General features: G+C 45.3%; 19 protein-coding genes and 1 other annotated feature. All 19 genes read right to left on the reverse strand.

Annotated elements, in window-relative coordinates; all coding sequences use genetic code 11:
- Positions 1 to 17 precede the first annotated feature (17 nt).
- The 19 genes from rplB to secE all read right to left on the reverse strand — a co-directional run bounded on the left by rplB (position 18) and on the right by secE (position 19,820).
- On the reverse strand, positions 18 to 848 hold the full coding sequence (gene rplB / locus MHH25_RS27255) for a 50S ribosomal protein L2 (protein WP_017692078.1): 831 nt from the start codon (positions 846 to 848) through the stop codon (positions 18 to 20).
- A 30-nt stretch (positions 849 to 878) separates the two neighbouring features.
- A complete protein-coding gene (gene rplW / locus MHH25_RS27260) occupies positions 879 to 1,169 on the reverse strand; it encodes a 50S ribosomal protein L23 (protein ID WP_017692077.1) in 291 nt (96 codons plus the stop codon).
- On the reverse strand, positions 1,169 to 1,792 hold the full coding sequence (gene rplD / locus MHH25_RS27265; RefSeq protein WP_017692076.1) for a 50S ribosomal protein L4: 624 nt from the start codon (positions 1,790 to 1,792) through the stop codon (positions 1,169 to 1,171). Before rplD ends, rplW begins: the two co-directional genes overlap by 1 nt.
- Positions 1,793 to 1,817: 25 nt before the next feature.
- Positions 1,818 to 2,441, reverse strand: a complete 624-nt coding sequence (gene rplC, locus MHH25_RS27270; RefSeq protein ID WP_017692075.1) for a 50S ribosomal protein L3 — start codon at positions 2,439 to 2,441, stop codon at positions 1,818 to 1,820.
- Between the two features lie 46 nt (positions 2,442 to 2,487).
- A complete protein-coding gene (gene rpsJ / locus MHH25_RS27275) occupies positions 2,488 to 2,796 on the reverse strand; it encodes a 30S ribosomal protein S10 (RefSeq protein WP_017692074.1) in 309 nt (102 codons plus the stop codon).
- Between the two features lie 436 nt (positions 2,797 to 3,232).
- A complete protein-coding gene (gene tuf / locus MHH25_RS27280; RefSeq protein WP_017692073.1) occupies positions 3,233 to 4,423 on the reverse strand; it encodes an elongation factor Tu in 1,191 nt (396 codons plus the stop codon).
- Between the two features lie 95 nt (positions 4,424 to 4,518).
- A complete protein-coding gene (gene fusA / locus MHH25_RS27285) occupies positions 4,519 to 6,597 on the reverse strand; it encodes an elongation factor G (protein WP_036607177.1) in 2,079 nt (692 codons plus the stop codon).
- Between the two features lie 49 nt (positions 6,598 to 6,646).
- Positions 6,647 to 7,117, reverse strand: coding sequence for a 30S ribosomal protein S7 (rpsG, locus tag MHH25_RS27290; RefSeq protein ID WP_017692071.1), 471 nt, complete (start codon positions 7,115 to 7,117; stop codon positions 6,647 to 6,649).
- Between the two features lie 87 nt (positions 7,118 to 7,204).
- Positions 7,205 to 7,627, reverse strand: a complete 423-nt coding sequence (rpsL, locus tag MHH25_RS27295) for a 30S ribosomal protein S12 (RefSeq protein ID WP_017692070.1) — start codon at positions 7,625 to 7,627, stop codon at positions 7,205 to 7,207.
- A gap of 150 nt (positions 7,628 to 7,777) precedes the next feature.
- Complete coding sequence (locus MHH25_RS27300) at positions 7,778 to 8,029, reverse strand: ribosomal L7Ae/L30e/S12e/Gadd45 family protein (RefSeq protein WP_036607175.1); 252 nt, start codon at positions 8,027 to 8,029, stop codon at positions 7,778 to 7,780.
- A 204-nt stretch (positions 8,030 to 8,233) separates the two neighbouring features.
- Positions 8,234 to 11,848 (reverse strand): DNA-directed RNA polymerase subunit beta', encoded by a 3,615-nt coding sequence (rpoC, locus tag MHH25_RS27305; RefSeq protein WP_036607173.1) that lies wholly within the window; start codon positions 11,846 to 11,848, stop codon positions 8,234 to 8,236.
- Between the two features lie 112 nt (positions 11,849 to 11,960).
- A complete protein-coding gene (gene rpoB / locus MHH25_RS27310; protein ID WP_036671573.1) occupies positions 11,961 to 15,506 on the reverse strand; it encodes a DNA-directed RNA polymerase subunit beta in 3,546 nt (1,181 codons plus the stop codon).
- Between the two features lie 394 nt (positions 15,507 to 15,900).
- Entirely contained in the window at positions 15,901 to 16,521 is a 621-nt protein-coding gene (locus MHH25_RS27315) for a class I SAM-dependent methyltransferase (protein ID WP_074096568.1), read from the reverse strand.
- A 96-nt stretch (positions 16,522 to 16,617) separates the two neighbouring features.
- Positions 16,618 to 16,977 (reverse strand): 50S ribosomal protein L7/L12, encoded by a 360-nt coding sequence (rplL, locus tag MHH25_RS27320; protein ID WP_017692065.1) that lies wholly within the window; start codon positions 16,975 to 16,977, stop codon positions 16,618 to 16,620.
- A gap of 72 nt (positions 16,978 to 17,049) precedes the next feature.
- Positions 17,050 to 17,553 carry a 50S ribosomal protein L10 gene (gene rplJ, locus MHH25_RS27325; RefSeq protein WP_036607167.1) on the reverse strand — a complete coding sequence of 168 codons (504 nt, stop codon included), beginning with the start codon at positions 17,551 to 17,553 and terminating at the stop codon, positions 17,050 to 17,052.
- Between the two features lie 23 nt (positions 17,554 to 17,576).
- Positions 17,577 to 17,724, reverse strand: a sequence feature (ribosomal protein L10 leader region).
- Between the two features lie 68 nt (positions 17,725 to 17,792).
- Positions 17,793 to 18,485 (reverse strand): 50S ribosomal protein L1, encoded by a 693-nt coding sequence (gene rplA, locus MHH25_RS27330; RefSeq protein ID WP_017692063.1) that lies wholly within the window; start codon positions 18,483 to 18,485, stop codon positions 17,793 to 17,795.
- Positions 18,486 to 18,579: 94 nt separating this feature from the next.
- A complete protein-coding gene (gene rplK / locus MHH25_RS27335) occupies positions 18,580 to 19,005 on the reverse strand; it encodes a 50S ribosomal protein L11 (protein ID WP_017692062.1) in 426 nt (141 codons plus the stop codon).
- A gap of 68 nt (positions 19,006 to 19,073) precedes the next feature.
- Positions 19,074 to 19,607: a transcription termination/antitermination protein NusG gene (gene nusG, locus MHH25_RS27340; RefSeq protein WP_036607165.1), complete on the reverse strand. Its 534-nt coding sequence runs from the start codon at positions 19,605 to 19,607 to the stop codon at positions 19,074 to 19,076.
- A gap of 21 nt (positions 19,608 to 19,628) precedes the next feature.
- Positions 19,629 to 19,820: a preprotein translocase subunit SecE gene (secE, locus tag MHH25_RS27345; RefSeq protein WP_017692060.1), complete on the reverse strand. Its 192-nt coding sequence runs from the start codon at positions 19,818 to 19,820 to the stop codon at positions 19,629 to 19,631.
- Between the last annotated feature and the right edge of the window lie 7 nt (positions 19,821 to 19,827).

A 19,827-nucleotide genomic window follows, 5' to 3' on the forward strand; every position in this document is an offset into this window, starting at 1 on the left:
GTTATGCACAGTGTGTATTACTTCGTGCGGCGGCGAATGATGTATTTATCAGAAGCTTTATTTTTCTTACGCGTTTTGTAACCAAGTGTAGGTTTACCCCATGGTGACATTGGCGATTTACGTCCGATTGGAGCACGACCTTCACCACCACCGTGTGGGTGATCGTTAGGGTTCATTACTACACCACGAACCTCAGGACGTTTACCCAACCAACGGCTACGACCGGCTTTACCGATTTTGATGAGCTCGTGGTCTTGGTTACCTACAGATCCGATTGTCGCGCGGCAAACTTTCAAAATACGACGAACTTCTCCGGAAGAGAGACGAACGGAAACGTATTTTTCTTCTTTACCAAGCAATTGAGCTTCTGTACCAGCAGCACGAACCAATTGTCCGCCTTTACCTGGTTTCAACTCGATGTTGTGGATAACGGTACCTACTGGAATGTTTTCGAGTGGCAGTGCGTTACCGATTTTGATGTCTGATTCAGGTCCGGAGAACACTTGATCTCCAACTTTCAAACCTTTAGGAGCGATGATATAACGCTTTTCACCATCAGCATAGTGAATCAGAGCGATGTTGGATGTACGGTTCGGGTCATACTCAATCGTAGCAACGCGGCCCGGTATTCCATCTTTAGTACGTTTGAAGTCAATGATACGGTATTTACGTTTGTGTCCACCACCATGGTGACGAACTGTAATTTTACCTTGGTTGTTGCGGCCTGCTTGTTTGCTCAACGGGGCCAACAACGATTTCTCCGGCTGATTTGTGGTGATTTCCTCAAATGTAGAAACGGACATGTTCCGTCTTGCCGGGGATGTTGGTTTATACTTTTTGATTGGCACTGGGTTTCCCTCCTTACTTCAAAAATTCAATTATACAGTTTCAAAGAACTCAAGCGTTTTGCTGTCTTTTGTCAACGTTACAAACGCTTTTTTCCATTCGCTAGTATATCCGGAATAACGTCCGTACCGTTTCGGCTTAGCTGGAACACGAAGCGTGTTCACGTTTTTCACTTTTACATTGAAAATAGCTTCTACTGCCTTTTTGATCTCGGTTTTGTTTGCACGGATATCGACTTCAAATACATATTTCAAGTCGTTCATCATGTCAGCAGTACGTTCCGTAATAATCGGACGTTTTACAATATCACGAGGATCCTTCATTACGCGAGCACCTCCTCTACCTTCTGAACTGCTTCTTTCGTAATGATCAATTTGTCGTGCGAGAGCACGTCAAGAACATTAATACCGTCAGCAGCTACGAATTTCACGCCTGGAATATTCCGTGCGGAAAGAGCTACATTATCATCATAGCTAGGAGCTACGATCAAAGCTTTACGTCCCACTTTGAGGTTACTCAAGATGGCTGCAAATTCTTTAGTTTTAGGCGTACTCAACGTGAGAGCGTCCAAAACGATAATGTCATTGTCAAGCACTTTGGATGAAAGGGCTGATTTGATCGCCAAGCGGCGAACTTTTTTAGGCAGTTTATACGCATAGCTCCGTGGTGTTGGACCAAATACGATACCGCCGCCTTTCCATTGTGGTGAACGAATTGAACCTTGACGAGCGCGACCTGTACCTTTTTGTTTCCAAGGCTTACGTCCACCGCCACGAACTTCAGAACGTCCTTTTACTTTGTGGGTACCTTGACGAAGGGAAGCGCGTTGCATAAGAACTGCATCGTACAGAACGTGTTGGTTCGGCTCAATTCCGAAAACCGCATCATTCAATTCAACTTCGCCTACTTGGCTACCATCTACATTGTAAACTGATACTTTTGGCATTTTGTGTTCCTCCTTTCTTCAGTGGTTATTTTTTCACCGTTTCTTTAACTCTAATGAGACTGTTTTTCGGTCCAGGAATGGAACCTTTCACGAGCAACACGTTACGCTCAGCGTCTACTTTAACTACTTCAAGACGTTGAATTGTAATAGTGTCATGTCCCATGTGTCCTGGCAGGCGTTTGCCTTTAGGAACGCGGTTAGCTTGGATCGAACCCATTGAACCAGGGCCACGGTGGTAACGCGAACCGTGTGACATAGGTCCAGTGCTTTGTCCCCAACGTTTGATAACGCCGGCAAAACCTTTACCTTTAGAAATACCCGTTACGTCAACGAATTCGCCTTCAGCGAAAATGTCAGCTTTCAGTTCTTGGCCAACTTCATATTCTGCGATGTTGATACCGCGAACTTCACGAACGTAGCGCTTAGGGGCAGTGTTCGCTTTTTTAGCGTGACCTGCTTCTGGCTTGTTAGCATTTTTCTCTTTCTTATCGGAGTAACCGATTTGAATTGCTTCGTAGCCATCGTTCTCAATGTCTTTCTTTTGCAAAACAACACAAGGGCCTGCTTCGATAACCGTTACTGGAACGACGTTACCTTCAGGAGTAAATACTTGAGTCATTCCGAGTTTTTTTCCTAAGATTGCTTTCATGTTGACACCTCTTTTCCTTTATACATGGTCTTTGTTGTAGCTTATATTACAATTTAATTTCGATATCTACACCGGACGGCAGATCCAAGCGCATCAAGGCATCCACAGTTTGTGGAGTCGGGTTAACGATGTCGATCAAACGTTTATGTGTACGTTGTTCGAATTGTTCCCGAGAATCCTTGTACTTGTGCACCGCACGAAGAATAGTAATGATTTGTTTTTCAGTAGGAAGCGGAATCGGACCGGATACACCAGCACCCGAACGTTTTGCTGTTTCAACAATTTTCTCCGCGGATTGATCAAGAATTCTGTGGTCGTAAGCTTTCAAACGAATACGAATTTTTTGCTTTGCCATTTTAGTCCCTCCTTCTATCGCCCAATTTTTTATCGGACATACTCCGTGAAAATTTTCTAGCCACTCTCCCATGGCAAAGGGGCCGGGTGTGCCAGTAACCTCTCACATCATCGCAACGTCACAGAACAACATTCATTATTATATAGAAAAGATAGGCGTATTGCAAGCATATTTAAGAAAAACATTTAAACTTATCTTTTCTGATGAAATGACTTCGTTTATTGCAGTGTTAATCTTCAATATCCAGGCTGCCTTGCCAATCCTTCTAAACACGTAAATGATGTTCATTTCGTATGACGCAGGTTCCGAACTTTAAACATAATAAAAGAGTTCTCTATCCGATGTCGGATAAAGAACTCTTCCGAAGCTTCGTTACAATACAATGTTACTCGTTCCAGTACACTGTTACATATGCTTTATTCAGCGTTAAGCCGAATTATTTTTGGATAGATGCTACGGAACCGGCACCTACTGTACGTCCGCCTTCACGAATGGAGAATTTAGTTCCTTCTTCAATCGCGATTGGGGAGATCAGGGAAACAGTAACAGTGATGTTATCACCAGGCATTACCATTTCAGTACCTTCAGGCAAGTTGATGATGCCTGTTACGTCAGTTGTACGGAAGTAGAACTGTGGACGGTAACCAGTGAAGAATGGTTTGTGACGTCCGCCCTCTTCTTTAGTCAGAACGTAGATTTGAGCTGTGAATTCTGTGTGTGGCTTAACAGAACCTGGTTTTGCAAGTACTTGACCACGCTCGATTTGAGTACGGTCAACACCACGCAACAATGCACCGATGTTGTCACCCGCTTGAGCGGAATCCAACAATTTACGGAACATCTCAACGCCTGTTACAACGGATTTTTTAGTTTCTTCAGTGATACCAACGATTTCGATCTCTTCGCCGACTTTAACAGTACCACGCTCTACACGGCCAGTAGCAACAGTACCACGACCAGTGATGGAGAATACGTCCTCGACAGGCATCAAGAAAGGCTTGTCAGTTTGACGCTCAGGCAGTGGGATGTAAGTGTCGATCTCTTTGAACATCTCAACGATTTTTTGAGCCCATTCGCCATCTGGGTTTGCCAGAGCTTCACGAGCGGATCCACGAGTGATTGGAGTATCGTCACCTGGGAACTCATATTCGTTAAGAAGGTCGCGAACTTCCATCTCAACCAATTCCAACAACTCTTCGTCTTCAACCATGTCACATTTGTTCAAGAATACAACAATGTAAGGTACGCCTACTTGACGGGAGAGCAAGATGTGCTCACGAGTTTGTGGCATTGGGCCGTCTGCTGCGGATACTACCAAGATAGCTCCATCCATTTGAGCCGCGCCAGTGATCATGTTTTTAACATAGTCGGCGTGACCTGGGCAGTCAACGTGAGCGTAGTGACGAGTGTCAGTTTCGTACTCAACGTGTGATGTGGAGATTGTGATACCGCGTTCGCGCTCTTCTGGAGCTTTGTCGATTTGGTCGAATGCAATTGCAGCACCACCGTAAGTTTTGGACAATACAGTTGTGATTGCAGCAGTCAGAGTTGTTTTACCGTGATCGACGTGACCAATAGTACCGATGTTAACGTGGGGTTTATTACGTTCGTATTTAGCCTTTGCCATTTGAACGTGGCCTCCTTAAAATTATAATTTTATGTTTTCACTGAATGAAGTGCTCCGAATTTAATTCTTATGCACTTGCATCCAGTGTGAGAAAACTACTCGGTGCCTTTTGTTTTGGCAACGATTTCTTCAGCGATGCTCTTAGGAACTTCTTCATAGTGAGAGAGTTCCATGGAGAATACGCCGCGTCCTTGAGTACCGGAACGAAGAGTTGTAGAGTAACCAAACATTTCAGACAGAGGTACCTTAGCACGGATGATTTGAGCTCCACTACGGGAATCCATACCTTCGATGCGGCCACGACGGGAGTTCAACATACCCATTACGTCACCCATGTACTCTTCTGGAACAGTTACTTCTACTTTCATGATAGGCTCAAGCAGAACTGGTTTACACTTGTCTTTAGCCGCTTTAAGCGCCATAGATCCGGCAATTTTAAATGCCATCTCATTGGAATCGACATCATGGTAAGATCCGTCTACGATTGTAGCCTTAACGTCAACAAGCGGGAAGCCTGCAATAACGCCGTTTTTCATTTGCTCTTCAATCCCTGACAGTGCAGGTTGAATGTATTCTCTTGGTACGGAACCACCGACAACCTTACTTTCGAACTGGCTGCCTGTACCCGGCTCGAGAGGTTCGAATTCAACCCATACGTGACCGTATTGACCACGACCACCGGATTGACGTACGAATTTACCTTCAACGCGCGCTGGAGCACGGAATGTTTCACGGTAAGCTACTTGTGGTTTACCCACAGTAGTTTCAACCTTGAACTCACGACGCATACGGTCGATGATGATATCAAGGTGAAGCTCACCCATACCTGCCAAGATCGTTTGGCCTGTTTCTTCGTCAGTATGAGCACGAAGAGTTGGATCCTCTTCAGTCAACTTACCGAGAGCAACACCCAGTTTATCCTGGTCAGCTTTGGTTTTAGGTTCAACAGCGATTTCGATAACCGGATCAGGGAAGTTCATTGACTCCAGGATAACCGGATTTTTCTCATCACATAGTGTATCACCTGTACCTGTATCTTTCAAACCTACGGCAGCTGCAATATCACCGGAGTAAACTACAGTGATTTCTTGACGGCTGTTCGCATGCATTTGAAGGATACGACCGATACGCTCACGTTTGTTTTTAGTGGCATTCAATACATATGATCCGGATTGAAGAACACCAGAGTATACGCGGAAGAATGTCAATTTACCAACGTAAGGGTCAGTCATAATTTTGAATGCCAATGCGGAGAATGGCTCTTCATCGGATGACTTACGAATTGCTTCAGTTCCATCTTCAAGATGTCCCGTGATCGATGCAACATCTGTTGGAGCTGGCAAGTAGTCGATAACAGCATCCAACATCAGTTGAACACCTTTGTTACGATATGAGGATCCACAGATAACTGGGAAGATCTTAACATCTACAACACCTTTACGGAGTACGGTTTTGATCTCATCAATTGTGATCTCTTCGCCTTCCAGGTATTTCATTGTCAAATCTTCATCCAGTTCAGCAACGCGCTCAATCAACTCGTTGCGAAGTTCTTCAACTTGATCTGCAAACTCTGCAGGAATGTCGGTTTCTTCGATATCTTGACCAAGGTCATCTTTGTACATATGAGCTCTTTGTGCAACGATATCGATGATACCTTTGAAATCATTTTCAGCGCCGATTGGAAGTTGAATCGCAACAGCGTTCGCTTGAAGGCGATCACGCATGTCAGATACAACGTTCAGGAAGTCAGCACCGATGATATCCATTTTGTTTACATATGCGATACGAGGTACGCCGTACTTGTCAGCCTGTCTCCATACGGTTTCGGACTGAGGCTCAACGCCTTCTTTCGCACTGAATACACCAACTGCTCCGTCTAATACACGAAGGGAACGTTCAACTTCAACAGTGAAGTCAACGTGTCCCGGGGTATCAATAATATTAACGCGGTGGCCTTTCCAAGCAGCGGTAGTTGCAGCGGAAGTAATCGTAATTCCGCGCTCCTGTTCCTGTTCCATCCAGTCCATTGTCGCAGCGCCTTCGTGTACTTCACCGATTTTGTGCGTACGTCCTGTGTAAAACAGGATCCGCTCAGTTGTCGTGGTTTTACCCGCATCAATATGAGCCATGATCCCGATATTACGTGTATTTTTTAAGGAGAACTCTCTAGCCATGAAATGGGTCTCCCTTCAAAATTGAAGTTTTTTTATTGTGAACTGAATCCTACCAACGGTAGTGAGCAAACGCTTTGTTCGCTTCAGCCATTTTGTGCGTATCTTCACGTTTTTTAACGGAAGCGCCTGTGTTGTTGGAAGCGTCGATGATCTCAGCCGCCAAACGCTCTTCCATTGTTTTCTCACCGCGGTTGCGGGAGTAGTTCACGAGCCAACGTAATCCCAGAGCAGTACGTCTCTCTGGTTTCACCTCGATTGGTACTTGGTAGTTGGCACCGCCGACACGGCGAGCTTTAACTTCCAGGACTGGCATGATGTTCTTGATTGCTGCTTCAAATACTTCCATAGGGTCATTACCCGTACGTTCTTGAATCAACTTGAACGCATTATACAGAATGCTTTGAGCAACACCGCGTTTTCCGCCGATCATGATGCGGTTGATTAAACGAGTAACCAACTTGCTGTTATATAACGGATCAGGCAGAACGTCTCTTTTCGTAACTGGACCTTTGCGTGGCATGGATATCCCCCTTTCTTTCTTGTTCAGCAGATCCTGTACCTTCCAGACTTAGACCAGAAGGCTTTCAGGCTATCTGCCTATAATAGTTTAGGCTTTTTTAGCTTTTGGACGCTTAGCGCCGTATTTCGAACGAGCTTGCATACGGTTGTTTACACCAGCAGTATCGAGAGCTCCACGAACGATGTGATAACGAACTCCTGCAAGGTCTTTAACTTTACCTCCACGGATCAATACCACACTGTGCTCTTGAAGGTTATGTCCGATTCCCGGGATATAAGCAGTAACCTCGAGACGGTTCGTCAAACGAACACGGGCATACTTACGAAGTGCAGAGTTTGGTTTACGTGGAGTCATTGTACCTACACGAGTGCAGACACCACGTTTTTGTGGGGCACTGATGTTAGTAGATTCACGTTTCAAAGCGTTGAATCCTTTTTGCAAAGCTGGAGATTTTGACTTCTCAACTTTTGCTTGACGTCCTTTACGAACCAGTTGGTTAATAGTTGGCATGTGATTGCCACCCCCTTCCTCAAATATTCATGTTTCTTTACAAACCTCTTTGCACTAAGTCCACAGACCCAGGCGGTTCATAAAAAGACAAATGAAAAGTTTTTGCCTTGGAGAATCCTTAAAAGTTCTCGGACAAAAACGTTCCTTACCCTATGATTTTACGACAGCAGCCATAGCTGCTCCTACTCCAATCCCGCAAGCCTTGCCGAGATTTTTCATTGTATCCACTTTCGTGCATTTTACATTGTGTTGTTCACACAAAGCAATGATTTTGGAAGTAAGCTGCGGATCACTATCTTCTGCGACATAGACTTCAGAAGCCATACCTGTCTGCACCATCCGCATGGTCTGTTTGGTACCTATTTTGACATGAGCATCTTGCAAGGCTTTTTCATTAGACATTGTGTATTCCTCCGAATAGAACCATGTACAATCAGCTGCCCACGCACCTTTGATATATTAGCATCTAGCGCAAGCATTGTCAATGCTAATCCTAAAACATTTTTTAAAAGTTTACGTACATCAGGATTCGTCCGCCTGTATCATACAAACGTCCGTCTCCTGACGCACAAAACTTTCACTCTCCTCTAATGAGGAGAAATAAATTTAATCAACCGAAACTGGCTCAAGTTCTTCTACTGAAGATTGGCCATCTTCTGGCTCAGCAAATTTGATGCTGCGGTAACGGTGCATACCTGTACCTGCAGGAATCAATTTACCGATGATTACATTTTCCTTCAGACCGAGCAACTGATCGACTTTACCTTTGATCGCTGCATCTGTCAATACACGTGTAGTTTCTTGGAACGAAGCTGCCGAGAGGAAGGAGTCTGTTTCCAGGGATGCTTTCGTAATACCGAGCAGGATTGGTTTAGCAACCGCCGGCTCTTTATCACTAAGAATCGCAATTTTGTTAGCTCTTTCGTACTCATGCATATCCACGAACGATCCTGGCAACAGCGTTGTATCTCCTGCATCTACGATACGGATTTTACGCAGCATTTGACGGATCATAACTTCAACGTGCTTATCGTTAATTTCTACGCCTTGGTTACGATATACGCGTTGTACTTCCTGCAGAATGTAGTTTTGTACACCACGTATACCTTTAATCCGTAACATCTCTTTTGGATCAATGGAACCGTCTGTCAACTCGTCACCCGCTTCAACTTCCGCGCCTTCGCTTACGCGCACACGGGAACCGTAGGTAACGGCGTATACTTTGGATTCCGCTTCACCTTGAATTTCGATTTCACGACGATCTTTCGCTTCGCGAATCTCTTTAACCACACCATCGATTTCACTGATCGTTGCTTGACCCTTAGGATTACGAGCTTCGAACAACTCCTGGATACGTGGCAAACCTTGCGTAATATCGTCTCCGGCTACACCACCGGTATGGAACGTACGCATTGTAAGCTGTGTTCCTGGCTCACCAATGGACTGTGCTGCGATAATACCAACTGCTTCACCGATCTCCACGTGTTTACCAGTCGCGAGGTTGCGACCATAACACTTCTTGCAGACACCATGACTTGCACGGCAGCTGAGGACGGAGCGGATTTGCAATTTAGTAATACCTGCTTTGATAATCGCTTCTGCTTTATCGGAGTCAATTAATTCATTGCGACCTACAATGATTTCTTTCGTTTCCGGATGACGAAGTGTCTCGAAGCAGTATCTGCCTTCAATACGGTCGTAGAGATCTTCGATAACCTCTTTACCATCCTGGATACGACTTACCGTAAAGCCTTTATCTGTACCACAATCATCATCACGCACGATTACGTCTTGGGCTACGTCTACGAGACGACGAGTCAGGTAACCTGAATCGGCTGTACGCAGGGCTGTATCCGCCAAACCTTTACGCGCTCCGTGAGTGGAGATAAAGTACTCGAGTACCGTCAGACCTTCACGGAAGTTCGATTTGATTGGGAGTTCGATAATTCGACCAGATGGGTTGGCCATCAGACCACGCATACCGCCCAATTGGGTGATTTGCGATTTGTTACCCCGTGCTTTGGAGTCTACCATCATCATGATCGAGTTGTAACGATCCATGGACTTCATCAGAATCTCAGTGATGTCATCTTTGGATTTTGACCAGATATCAATGATACGGTCATAGCGCTCCTCATTCGTAATCAGACCACGACGGTACTGATTCGTAACGATTTGTGCTTTTTCCTCAGATTGTCTAAGAATTTCAAACTTCTCAGGAGGAACGATAACATCAGATACCGCAACCGTAATACCGGCACGTGTAGAGTATGTGAAACCAAGTTGTTTGATTTTATCCAAAATAACGGCTGTTTCCGTTGTGTGATAAATTTCAAAACAACGTGCAATGATGGAGCCGAGGTATTCTTTACCGACACCGCCAGCCAGAGGAGCATTCATAATAGCTTCTCTGAGATCAGCACCTTTTTCATATACAAATGAGTGATCTGCAGTACCTTGGTACAGGTTAGCACGAGTCGCATCATTGATATACGGGAAGCTTGCCGGGAAAATTTCATTGAAGATAATTTTACCGACAGTTGTCAGCAACATTCCTTCTTGTTGTTCTTCCGTGAAGCTTGTTTTACCAAGCGCCTTAACCGGAATAGCTACACGCGCATGCAGACCAGCAGTACCACGTTGGTATGCCGATACAGCTTCGTTAACTGTACGCAAGATCATACCTGTGCCCTTTTCTTCCTTGTTATCCATAGTGAGGTAGTAAGAACCAAGCACCATATCCTGGGAAGGAGTAACAACCGGTTTACCGTCTTTAGGGTTCAAAATGTTACCCGATGCAAGCATCAGGATACGTGCTTCCGCTTGAGCTTCAGCGGACAAGGGAACGTGCACGGCCATTTGGTCACCGTCAAAGTCGGCATTGTATGCCGTACATACGAGCGGGTGAAGACGAATTGCTTTACCTTCAACGAGAATCGGTTCAAATGCTTGAATACCGAGTCTGTGAAGCGTAGGGGCACGGTTCAACAGAACCGGATGCTCCTTGATTACTTCTTCAAGAACATCCCATACTTCAGGACTTACACGCTCAACTTTACGTTTTGCGCTCTTGATGTTGTGGGCAAGCCCTTTATTTACAAGCTCTTTCATAACAAAAGGCTTGAACAATTCAAGTGCCATATCTTTTGGCAAACCACACTGATACATTTTCAGGTAAGGTCCAACAACGATAACGGAACGACCAGAATAGTCAACCCGTTTACCGAGCAAGTTTTGACGGAAACGTCCTTGTTTACCTTTCAGCATGTGGCTGAGAGATTTCAATGGACGGTTACCAGGACCCGTTACCGGGCGGCCACGACGACCATTATCGATCAATGCGTCAACAGCTTCCTGCAACATCCGTTTTTCATTTTGCACGATAATATCTGGCGCGCCCAGATCAAGCAGACGTTTCAGACGGTTGTTCCGGTTGATTACACGGCGGTACAAGTCATTCAGGTCAGACGTTGCAAAACGTCCACCATCCAACTGTACCATTGGACGAAGTTCCGGCGGGATAACAGGAAGTACATCCATGATCATCCACTCTGGCTTGTTGCCGGAGTTGCGGAATGCTTCGATAACTTCCAGACGTTTGATTGCACGATTACGACGTTGTCCTTGCGCAGTCCGGAGCTCTTCTTTCAGGAACTCGAGCTCTTTGTCTATGTCAAGGTCTTGAAGCAATTTTTTAACCGCTTCTGCGCCCATGCCAGCATGGAAACCATAGCCGTATTTTTCACGGTAGCTGCGGTATTCTTTCTCGGACAACAGCTGTTTTTTCTCCAGTGGAGTTTCTCCTGGATCAGTTACAACATATGATGCAAAATAAATAATCTCTTCAAGAGATCTTGGTGACATATCCAGGGCAAGACCCATCCGGCTCGGAATACCTTTGAAGTACCAGATATGCGATACCGGAGCAGCGAGCTCAATATGGCCCATCCGTTCGCGGCGTACTTTTGCACGTGTTACTTCAACGCCACAACGATCACAGACAACGCCTTTATAACGGACGCGTTTGTATTTACCGCAATGACATTCCCAGTCTTTTGTAGGGCCAAAAATCTTTTCGCAGAACAGCCCTTCTTTTTCCGGTTTCAACGTACGATAGTTGATCGTTTCCGGTTTTTTCACTTCTCCGCGGGACCAAGAACGAATTTTCTCTGGGGAAGCAAGCCCGATCTTCATGTATTCGAAATTGTTGACGTCCAACAAGGAGCAACCCTCCTTAACCAATTCCTGATTCTAGGTTACGCCCACTCCGGCCGAAGCCGGAGCAAGACGTGAGCCTGATGAAAAACGCCGGTCATCATGCGCTCGAAGCGGTTTATTCCGCTCCGACCTCTGTACCCTCAAGGTTGAGGCTGAGCTTATCGCTCGCAGCGTCATCTTCATCGTCCATTTCTCTCATTTCAATCTCTTGCTCATCTTCGCTCAAAATCTTAACGTCCATACCCAAGCTTTGCAGCTCTTTGATCAATACTTTGAATGATTCAGGAACACCTGGTTCCGGAACATTCTCACCTTTGACAATGGATTCATACGTTTTAACCCGACCAACAACGTCATCGGATTTAACAGTCAAGATTTCTTGCAGTGTATAAGCAGCACCGTATGCCTCAAGCGCCCATACTTCCATCTCCCCGAAACGCTGTCCACCAAATTGGGCTTTACCACCCAATGGCTGTTGCGTAACAAGTGAGTAAGGACCCGTGGAACGGGCATGGATTTTATCATCAACCATGTGTGCCAGTTTGATCATGTGCATGACACCTACGGTAACTTCACGTTCAAACTCTTCACCTGTACGACCATCATACAGGACAGTTTTACCATTACGTTGCATACCTGCTTCTTCCATCGTATCGAAGACGTCATACTCCTTCGCTCCGTCGAATACAGGAGTTGCTACGTGAATACCCAGTTGCATCGCCGCCATACCCAAGTGAACCTCGAGTACTTGACCGATATTCATCCGGGAAGGTACGCCCAGTGGGTTAAGAACGATCTGAACCGGTGTACCGTCTGGCAGGAAAGGCATATCTTCTTCCGGCAAGATGCGGGCCACGACCCCTTTGTTACCGTGACGTCCAGCCATTTTATCACCCTCGGAAATTTTCCGTTTTTGAGCGATATATACACGAACGAGTTGGTTAACACCTGGAGGCAGCTCATCACCGTTTTCGCGGGTAAATACTTTCACGTCTACTACGATACCATCAGTACCATGTGGTACACGCAAGGAAGTATCACGTACTTCACGTGCTTTCTCACCAAAGATCGCATGCAAGAGACGTTCTTCTGCTGTCAGCTCTGTTACACCCTTAGGTGTTACTTTACCAACCAGAATGTCGCCAGCACTGATCTCAGCACCGATACGGATAATACCGCGCTCATCCAAGTTACGCAACGCTTCTTCCCCAACGTTAGGGATGTCACGTGTGATCTCTTCAGGTCCAAGCTTGGTATCACGTGCTTCTGACTCATACTCCTCGATATGGATGGATGTGTATACATCTTCCTTAACGAGTTTTTCACTGAGCAAGATCGCATCCTCGTAGTTGTAACCTTCCCAAGTCATGAAGGCAACAACAACGTTACGTCCCAGAGCCAATTCACCCATTTCCGTTGAAGGACCATCAGCGAGGATATCACCAGCTTTGACAGCGGCACCTCTTTTAACAATCGGACGTTGGTTAATGCATGTTCCTTGGTTCGAACGCATAAATTTGTGTAATTTATATTTAACGATGTCGCCTTTAACTTCCTGACCGTCCACTTCTTCAACACGACGGACCCAAATCTCGTTCGCAGTAGATCGTTCAATAATTCCGTCATAATCGGAGACAATACATACACCGGAATCTTTCGCGGCTTTGTGTTCCATACCTGTTCCCACAAGTGGTGCTTTAGGAATCAAAAGTGGAACCGCCTGTCGCTGCATGTTCGATCCCATGAGCGCACGGTTGGAGTCATCGTTCTCAAGGAACGGAATAAGCGCTGTAGCGACGGATACAACTTGCTTAGGAGATACGTCCATGTAGTCAACGCGCTCACTCGGCATCGTAAGGATGTTATCCGACTGTTTGTTATAACGTACAATGATCGCTTCTTCTTCAAATGTACTATCTTCATTCAGCTTCGCATTCGCTTGCGCGATAACATAGTTGTCCTCTTCGTCCGCTGTCAGGTAATCAATTTGCTCGGTTACAATACCTGTCTTCGGATCAACCCAACGATATGGAGCTTCAATGAAGCCATATTCATTCACACGGGCGAACGTAGACAAGGAGTTGATCAAACCGATGTTTGGTCCCTCTGGCGTCTCGATTGGACACATACGGCCATAGTGGGATGGATGGACGTCACGCACTTCCATACCTGCGCGCTCACGTGTCAAACCACCGGGTCCGAGTGCGGACAAACGACGTTTATGTGTCAACTCACCCAGCGGGTTCGTTTGATCCATAAATTGTGACAACTGAGAGCTACCAAAGAACTCTTTAATCGATGCAATAACAGGACGTATGTTGATCAATGCCTGTGGTGTAATTACGTTAGCATCCTGAATGGACATTCTCTCACGAACCACACGCTCCATACGGGACAAACCGATACGGAACTGATTCTGCAGGAGTTCACCCACCGAACGCAAACGACGGTTGCCCAGATGGTCAATATCATCCGTGCTACCAATTCCCTGCAGAAGGTTAAGGAAATAACTGATGGACGAAATGATATCCGCCGGCGTCACGTTTTTAACGGACTTGTCAATGATTCCATTGGCAATCAGTTTGACTACTTTACCATCTTCTGTTGGTGAAAATACATCGATCGTTTGCATAGGAACATCATTAGCATCCAGAACACCGTTACCCACGTGATACGTGCGGAAACCAACGCTCTTCTCCAGATACGGCATGATTTCATCCAACAAGCGACGATCCACCATTTGACCTGCTTCAGCAATAATCTCGCCTGTTTCAGCGTCAACAAGTGATTCAGCCAAACGCTGGTTAAACAAACGGTTTTTGATGTGAAGCTTTTTGTTCATTTTGTAACGACCTACATTAGCCAGGTCATAACGTTTTGGATCAAAGAAACGTGCTACGAGCAAGCTTTTCGCATTATCCAGCGTTGGCGGCTCGCCCGGACGAAGACGCTCATAGATCTCAATGAGTGCTTTCTCCGTGGAATCCGTGTTGTCTTTGTCCAGTGTGTTGCGGATATATTCGTCATTACCGAGCAGATCCAGAATCTCAGCATCTGTGCCAAAACCAAGTGAACGCAGGAGAACCGTAACCGGTATTTTACGTGTACGGTCGATCCGGACATAAACAACATCCTTCGCGTCCATCTCCAGTTCCAACCAAGCGCCGCGGTTAGGAATAACTGTAGCGGTATACGTTTTTTTGGCGTTTTTATCTACTTTGGTACTGAAGTAAACGCTAGGAGAGCGAACCAACTGGCTGACAATAACCCGTTCCGCACCATTAATAATAAATGTGCCCGTGTTGGTCATCAGCGGGAAATCTCCCATGAATACTTCCTGCTCTTTGACTTCGCCGGTTTCCTTATTAATGAGCCGGACTTTGACCCGAAGCGGTGCTGCATACGTAACGTCACGCTCTTTTGCGTCGTCTACTGTATACTTCGGTTCACCGAGACTGTAATCGATAAATTCCAAAATCAAGTTACCTGTAAAATCCTGGATCGGCGAGATATCCTGGAACATTTCGCGCAACCCTTCCTCCAAAAACCAATCATAGGATTTTTGTTGGATTTCAATCAGGTTCGGAACTTCGAGTATCTCGTTAATTCGTGCATAACTGCGCCGAGTGCGTCGACCATATTGAACAAGATGTCCTGCCAACTTAAACTCACCCCTCAATGTCTACTCACTTTAAAAATTTCGTTGCGAACCTCTGTTTGTAACCTTATAATGGTACACATACAGAGCAAAGCAATGCATCCACAAATAAAGAAAAGCCCTTACTCGAAATGTCGTTCGAAAAAAGAGCAACTTTGATCGGCGGATGTCTTTCCAAATCATTCTTATCCCCAGTTTGCCCAAAATGTACATATTATACGCCAAACGTAGGCATAATAAGCCCGTTCGGCGTAAAAAAAGGTTGACATTTTTAGTTAGCTAAAGCCAAGTAGGGCATCTTAATACTGACATTTTACAACTATACCACGACCTGAATTTCAAGTCAATAGTCCTATTGCAAAAAAAATGATCCCCTGCTTACTTTACAAACTCGGATTCAGCTTTTAGTAGATACCTCTTCCGATTTCACCGCTTTGAAAATCCGATAGCCTTTATCCTTCGTCACTTCTTCCACTCTTCCAAACAAAGATTCCAATTTCGCTTTCGCTGACGGTGCTCCTTGTTTCTTCTGAATGACAATCCACAACGAACCGCCTACCTTCAGATGGCGATGTGCCTGTTCGAAAATAGTATGAACCGTCTCTTTCCCAGCCCGTATAGGCGGGTTGGTTAGGATAACGTCAAAATCTTGCTTTTTTACTTCAGACAGTAGATTACTTTGCAATACCGTAACATTGTTAATTCCGTTCGCTTTTGCATTTTCCCTGGAAAGTTCAACGGCTCTCTCGTTGATATCGATCATGGTGACATGCCCATCCGGTACAAGTTTGGCTGCTGTAAGACCCATTGGCCCGTATCCACAGCCCACATCGAGAACATGAGCCCCTGATGGCAACTCTATCGCATCAATCAATACTCTGCTGCCATAATCGATTCCGTTTTTGGAAAACACACCGGCATCCGTCACGAATCGCAGACTGAATCCGCGAAGAACCGCTTCAGTTGCTCTGCGATCATGCGCCACTTGCGGTTTGTCCGAATAATAATGATTGGACATGCCCTCACTCACTTTCCATTTACAATTACAGCAACAAACCCCTTGATATAAGTCAAGGGGTTTGTTGTTTTGTTCATTTAGCTTGTAATAGCTAAATTATTTAACTTCAACTGAAGCGCCTGCTTCTTCAAGCTTAGCTTTAACCGCTTCTGCTTCTTCTTTAGCAACTTTTTCTTTCAATGCTTTTGGAGCGTTGTCAACCAATTCTTTTGCTTCTTTCAGGCCAAGACCTGTGATTTCGCGAACTGCTTTGATAACGTTGATTTTGGAAGCACCAGCGCTAGTCAAGATTACGTCGAACTCGGATTGCTCAGCTTCAGCAGAAGCTACTGCACCTGCAGCAGCTACTGGAGCTGCAGCAGTTACGCCGAATTCTTCTTCGATTGCTTTAACAAGATCGTTCAATTCCAGTACAGTCATGCCTTTGATTGCTTCCAAGATTTGCTCTTTACTCATGAGTGAACCTCCATATATAATATTATTTTTTTTAATTCGTTTGCCGCCTAAGCAGCATTCAGATCAAGTTGCTTACGCGCCTTGTTCTTCTTTTTCTGCAACTGCTTTAACCGCAAGCGCGAAGTTGCGCACTGGCGCTTGAAGCACGCTGAGGAGCATGGAGAGGAGTCCATCGCGGGATGGCAGTTCTGCCAATGCCTTAACTTCTTCTACTCCGATTACGCGACCTTCTACGACTGCACCTTTCAATTCCAGTGCATCGTTCTTTTTCGCGAAGTCGTTCAGAATTTTAGCTGGAGCCACAACGTCATTTACGCTGAATGCAATTGCAGTAGGACCTGTAAGAACATTTTCAAGTTCTGTCAGTTCTGCTGCTGCAGCTGCACGGCGAAGCAACGAGTTTTTCAGCACTTGGAATTCGATCCCTGCTTCACGAAGTTGCTTACGCAACTCAGTTACTTGGGCAACGTTCAATCCGCGATAGTCAACAACAACAGTTGTAACGCTCTCGCGCAATTTTGCTGTTACTGCATCAACGGATTCTTGTTTTGCTTGAATCACTTTTGCGTTTGCCAATCTGTACACCTCCTGATCAAATTTATCCCATTAAGAAAAGCCTCCGTAGAATCACGAAGGCTTGATATATACTCATCATCGATTTGCATCGTTCTAAGTTCTATAATCACACCTCGGCAGGAAATTAAGCCAAATGGCACCTACTGTCTACGGCAAGCATATTCAAATGTCAACGGTCAGTCACTCGGACTCACAACTTTTATATCTTATCAAAAACAGGACAAGCCTGTCAAGAGATATTATCTAAAAGCTGCTGCGTTCACGCGTGCGCCAGGGCCCATCGTGGAAGAAAGACTAACATTCTTCAGATAAACACCTTTTGCTGCCGCTGGTTTAGCACGATTCAGAGCTTCCATGAGAGCTTTGAAGTTCTCATTAAGTTGCTCAGAAGAGAAAGAAGCTTTACCAATCGGTGCATGAATTTGACCTGCACGATCCAGACGATATTCGATTTTACCGGCTTTAATTTCTTGAACAGCCTTAGTTACATCGAAAGTTACCGTTCCGGCTTTAGGGTTAGGCATCAGACCTTTACCGCCAAGCAGTCGGCCCAATTTACCTACTTCACTCATCATATCTGGTGTCGCTACGCAGACGTCGAATTCGAACCAGCCTTGTTGGATTTTGTTGATCATGTCTGCATCACCAACATAGTCCGCGCCAGCCGCTTCCGCTTCTTTCGCTTTGTCACCTTTTGCAAATACCAATACGCGTTGTGTTTTACCTGTGCCGTGTGGCAAGACAACAACACCACGTACAGCCTGGTCTTGCTTACGAGGGTCTACGCCCAAACGAACTGCTGCTTCGATTGTTTCATCGAATTTTGCAGTAGCTGCCTTTTTCACAAGCTCTACAGCTTCTGAAGGCTCGTAAGTTGCTTCGCTGTCAATCAGCTTAGCAGCTTCCAGGTATTTTTTACCGTGTTTAGCCATGTTTTATTCCTCCTTTGTGGTGTTAGCGGATATACCTCCCACATCAACCGGTCGCGAATCGACCGGTTTTACGAAGCCATGTTTCTTATGAAAATTAGTCTTCGATGGTGATACCCATGCTGCGGGCAGTACCTTCGACCATACGCATTGCGGACTCAACGTCTGCTGCATTCAGGTCAGGCATTTTTGTTTCTGCGATTTGACGTACCGCATCACGTTTAACAGTAGCAACTTTTTTCTTGTTCGGTTCGCCGGATCCTTTTTCAACTTTAGCTGCCACTTTCAACAGAACTGCTGCTGGTGGAGTTTTAGTGATGAAAGTAAAGGAACGGTCCTCGAATACAGAAATTTCAACTGGAATAATCAATCCCGCTTGATCAGCTGTACGAGCGTTGAATTCTTTACAGAATGCCATGATGTTGACACCTGCTTGACCCAAAGCTGGACCTACTGGTGGTGCTGGGTTTGCTTTACCTGCTGGAATCTGCAGTTTTACCATTTTAATAACTTTTTTCGCCATGATTGACACCTCCTTGCAAAATAGTGGTTAACGGGTTTTTCAACCCTCCCACAAGAAACTTGAAGAAACTAGATCTTCTCCACTTGTGTGTATTCCAACTCAAGCGGCGTTTCCCGTCCAAACATGTTCACGTGCACTTTCAACTTGCTTTTCTCTACCAAAATTTCTTCCACGGAGCCTACGAAATTCGCAAAAGGACCGACTTTAATACGCACGGATTCCTTAATATCGAACTCAATTTTCGGCTTAGGCTCAACCATTCCCATGTGCTTCAGAATTTGTTCCACTTCTTCAGGCAACAATGCAGTTGGTTTGGACCCAGAACCTGTCGAACCGACAAATCCTGTAACCCCTGGTGTGTTGCGAACAACATACCAAGAATCATCCGTCTGTACCATTTCCACCAAGACATAACCGGGGTAAACTTTACGCATAACGGTTTTTTTCTTACCGTCCTTGTTTACCACTTCTTCTTCCATAGGAACAAGAACGCGGAATATCTTGTCTTCCATGCCCATAGACTCTACGCGTTTTTCCAAATTGGCTTTGACCTTGTTCTCATACCCTGAATAGGTATGAACGACGTACCATCTTTTTTCCATATCAAGCCACCGGAACCCTTCTTAAATAATCGCTTCGATCACAAAGGAGATGCCAATGTCAATGACCCAAAAAAACAGCGTCATAACCACAACAGTACCAAGTACGATCAATGTGTAGTTGGTCAGCTCTTTACGATTAGGCCAGCGAACTTTTTTAAGTTCAGCCCAGCTTTCTGAGAAAAAGGAAATCAGAGATTTGAAACTTCGTTTCACGCCGACA

The organism is Paenibacillus sp. FSL H3-0457, from assembly GCF_037981725.1.
Taxonomy (GTDB): domain Bacteria; phylum Bacillota; class Bacilli; order Paenibacillales; family Paenibacillaceae; genus Paenibacillus; species Paenibacillus amylolyticus.

Excerpts from the sequence above, each read along its gene's own strand:
- rpsJ (WP_017692074.1), bottom strand. The coding sequence starts at position 2,796 with ATGGCAAAGCAAAAAATTCGTATTCGTTTGAAAGCTTACGACCACAGA.
- rplK (WP_017692062.1), bottom strand. The coding sequence starts at position 19,005 with ATGGCGAAAAAAGTTATTAAAATGGTAAAACTGCAGATTCCAGCAGGT.
- rplA (WP_017692063.1), bottom strand. The coding sequence starts at position 18,485 with ATGGCTAAACACGGTAAAAAATACCTGGAAGCTGCTAAGCTGATTGAC.
- MHH25_RS27300 (WP_036607175.1), bottom strand. The coding sequence starts at position 8,029 with ATGTCTAATGAAAAAGCCTTGCAAGATGCTCATGTCAAAATAGGTACC.
- rpsL (WP_017692070.1), bottom strand. The coding sequence starts at position 7,627 with ATGCCAACTATTAACCAACTGGTTCGTAAAGGACGTCAAGCAAAAGTT.
- fusA (WP_036607177.1), bottom strand. The coding sequence starts at position 6,597 with ATGGCTAGAGAGTTCTCCTTAAAAAATACACGTAATATCGGGATCATG.
- tuf (WP_017692073.1), bottom strand. The coding sequence starts at position 4,423 with ATGGCAAAGGCTAAATACGAACGTAATAAACCCCACGTTAACATCGGT.
- rplD (WP_017692076.1), bottom strand. The coding sequence starts at position 1,792 with ATGCCAAAAGTATCAGTTTACAATGTAGATGGTAGCCAAGTAGGCGAA.
- rplL (WP_017692065.1), bottom strand. The coding sequence starts at position 16,977 with ATGAGTAAAGAGCAAATCTTGGAAGCAATCAAAGGCATGACTGTACTG.
- nusG (WP_036607165.1), bottom strand. The coding sequence starts at position 19,607 with ATGGAAAAAAGATGGTACGTCGTTCATACCTATTCAGGGTATGAGAAC.
- rpsG (WP_017692071.1), bottom strand. The coding sequence starts at position 7,117 with ATGCCACGCAAAGGTCCAGTTACGAAAAGAGACGTTCTGCCTGATCCG.
- rplW (WP_017692077.1), bottom strand. The coding sequence starts at position 1,169 with ATGAAGGATCCTCGTGATATTGTAAAACGTCCGATTATTACGGAACGT.
- MHH25_RS27315 (WP_074096568.1), bottom strand. The coding sequence starts at position 16,521 with ATGTCCAATCATTATTATTCGGACAAACCGCAAGTGGCGCATGATCGC.
- rplC (WP_017692075.1), bottom strand. The coding sequence starts at position 2,441 with ATGAAAGCAATCTTAGGAAAAAAACTCGGAATGACTCAAGTATTTACT.